1 protein-coding gene and 1 pseudogene are annotated in these 3,276 nt (G+C 68.8%); one reads left to right on the forward strand and one right to left on the reverse strand.

The window, feature by feature from the left end; all coding sequences use genetic code 11:
- Window positions 1-214: 214 nt before the first annotated feature.
- Window positions 215-2,976, forward strand: a pseudogene (gene secA / locus AC2W7A_RS10760) (preprotein translocase subunit SecA).
- Window positions 2,977-3,128: 152 nt separating this feature from the next.
- On the opposite strand, the gene AC2W7A_RS10765 reads toward secA, so the two are convergent.
- Window positions 3,129-3,272, reverse strand: a complete 144-nt coding sequence (locus AC2W7A_RS10765; protein WP_485991348.1) for an IS3 family transposase — start codon at window positions 3,270-3,272, stop codon at window positions 3,129-3,131.
- Window positions 3,273-3,276 lie beyond the last annotated feature (4 nt).

Below are 3,276 nucleotides of genomic sequence, written 5' to 3' on the forward strand. Positions count from 1 at the left end.
GGGCGACCTCGCCCGGAGCCTGCGCCGGGGATGACCCGGCCGGCCCGGAGGTCCCGTCCACGCCCGGGACCGTCCGCGTTCGGCGCACACCCGGCCGCCCGGACGTAGACTGTCACGCAGACCACGTTCCGGCGCAGGCCGTCGCCTCGGGCACACGCGTGCCCGCGCGGCCCCGCCGGTCCGCGCCCGACCGTGCAAGGAGCTGAAGAAGCCAGTGCCCTCGATCATCGACCGCATCCTCAAGATCTCGGACAACCGGGCCGTCAAGCGGCTGCGGGGCATCACGGACGCCGTCAACGTGATCGAGGACGAGTTCCGCGCCATGACCGACGCGGAGCTGCGTGAGGAGACCGACCGCTTCAAGGAGCGCCTCGCCGACGGGGAGTCCCTGGACCAGCTCCTGCCCGAGGCCTTCGCCGCGGTCCGCGAGGCCGCCGGCCGCACCCTCGGCCAGCGCCACTACGACGTGCAGCTCATGGGCGGCATCGCGCTGCATCAGGGCAACATCGCCGAGATGAAGACCGGTGAGGGCAAGACCCTCGTCGCCACCGCCCCGGCCTACCTCAACGCCCTCAACGGCAAGGGCGTGCACATCGTCACCGTCAACGACTTCCTGGCCTCCTACCAGGCCGACCTGATGGGCCGCGTGTTCCGGTTCCTCGGCATGGAGACCGGCTGCATCGTGTCCGGGCAGGACCCGGCCACCCGCCGCCGGCAGTACCAGGCGGACATCACCTACGGCACGAACAACGAGTTCGGCTTCGACTTCCTGCGGGACAACATGGCCTGGTCCCTGGACGAGCTCGTGCAGCGCGAGCACCACTTCGCGATCGTCGACGAGGTGGACTCCATCCTCATCGACGAGGCCCGCACCCCGCTGATCATCTCCGGCCCTGCCCAGGGTGACGTGAACCGCTGGTACGGCGAGTTCGCCCGCATGGTGCGCCGGCTCGACCGGGACACGGACTACGAGGTGGACGAGAAGAAGAAGACCGTCGGCGTGCTCGAGCCGGGCATCGAGAAGGTCGAGGACCACCTCGGCATCCAGAACCTCTACGAGACGCAGAACACCACGCTCATCCAGTTCCTCAACAACGCCGTGAAGGCCAAGGAGCTGTTCAAGCGGGACAAGGACTACGTGGTCCTCGACGGCGAGGTCCAGATCGTCGACGAGCACACCGGCCGCGTGCTGCCGGGACGCCGCTACAACGAGGGCATGCACCAGGCCATCGAGGCCAAGGAGGGCGTGCAGATCAAGGCGGAGAACCAGACCCTGGCGACCGTCACCCTGCAGAACTACTTCCGCCTCTACGAGAAGCTCTCCGGCATGACCGGCACCGCCGAGACCGAGGCCGCAGAGTTCACCAACACGTACAAGCTCGGCGTGGTGGTCATCCCGCCGAACAAGGAGAAGCAGCGCGTCGACCGCAACGACCTGGTCTACAAGAACGAGAAGGTCAAGTTCGACGCGGTCGTGGAGGACATCGCCGAGCGCCATGCCTCCGGCCAGCCGGTGCTGGTGGGCACCACCTCCGTGGAGAAGTCCGAGTACCTCTCCAAGCTGCTCGCCAAGAAGGGCATCCGCCACGAGGTCCTCAACGCGAAGAACCACGCCCGTGAGGCGGCGATCGTGGCGCAGGCTGGGCGTCTCGGCGCGGTCACCGTGGCCACCAACATGGCTGGCCGCGGCACGGACATCATGCTCGGCGGCAACGCCGAGTTCTCGGCCGTGGCCCGCATGCAGGAGCTCGGGCTGGACCCGGAGGCGGACTCCGAGGCCTACGAGGAGAAGTGGCCCGAGGTGCTGGAGGCGGCCACCCAGTCCGTCAAGGAGGACCATGACAAGGTGATCGAGGCCGGCGGCCTCTACGTGCTCGGCACCGAGCGCCACGACTCCCGCCGCATCGACAACCAGCTGCGCGGCCGCTCCGGCCGCCAGGGCGACCCGGGCGAGTCCCGCTTCTACCTGTCCCTGACGGACGACCTGATGCGCAACTTCAACCCCGGTGCCGCGCAGCGGATCATGAACTCCGCCGCGATCCCGGACGACATGGCCCTGGAGTTCAAGATGGTCTCCTCGGCCATCCAGAACGCCCAGGCCCAGGTGGAGGGCCGCAACGCCGAGCAGCGCAAGAACGTGCTCAAGTACGACGACGTGATGAACCGCCAGCGCGAGGCGATCTACGCGGACCGCCGCTCCATCCTCGAGGGCGAGGACCTGCGGGAGAAGGTCCGCAACTTCGTGGAGGACGCCGTGGGCGCCATGGTGGACGCGGCCACGGAGGAGGGGACCGCCGCCGAGTGGGACCTGGACCAGCTGTGGGCGGATCTGCGCGGCCTCTACCCGGTGGGCATCACCCACGAGGAGGTCGTGGAGGAGGCCGGCGGCATCTCCCGGCTGAAGGCCGACACCCTGAAGCGCGAGCTCACCTCGGACGCCCTGCTGGCCTATGAGGACCGCGAGGCCCAGGTCGGCGACGAGGCGCTGCGCGAGGCGGAGCGCCGTGTGGTGCTCTCCTCGATCGGCAAGCGCTGGCAGGAGCACCTGTACGAGATGGACTACCTCAAGGAGGGCATCGGCCTGCGTGCGATGGCGCAGCGTGAGCCGCTCGTGGAGTACCAGCGCGAGGGCTTCCTGCTGTACCAGGCGATGATGGCCGGCATCCGCGAGGACTCCGTGCGCACCCTGTTCAACGCGAACATCTCCGCCGCTCCCAAGCCGGTCTCGCTGCCCGGCGTCTCCGACGCCCGTGGGTCCACGATGCTCCCGCAGGTGAACGTGGAGGGCCTCGAGTCCCCGCGCCGCCCCGCGCAGCTGCGCATGTCCGGCCCGAGCGAGGACGGCGGCACCGTGGTGCGCCGTGAGCGGCCGACGGCGTCGGCACCGGTGCCGGCGAGACCGAGGAGACCACCCAGTACCGCTCGCGTCGGGAGCGCCGGCAGGCCGAGCAGGCGGCCCGGAAGAAGCGCCGCTGACCGACCCGGACGGGACGGCGGCGAACCGCCGGCTGACACACGACGACGGTCCGTCGCCTTGCGCAATGCACTGGTCCCCGGTTGTTGGACTGGTAATCAGAGCGTAAGCGCCCTGTCTTCCTCGAGGGCCTGTTCCCGATACTTCATCGGGGTCAGGCCCTCGAGTCGTTGCTGGATCCGTGGTAGTTGTACCACTGGATGTAGGACTCCAAAGCTGCGGTCATCTCGGCCACGGTGGCCGGGTACCCATCGAGGAAGGCCTCGGTCTTCAGGTGCGAGAAGAAGTTCTCGGCCACCGCG

Source organism: Micrococcus sp. LASM2_SD2, from assembly GCF_057364565.1.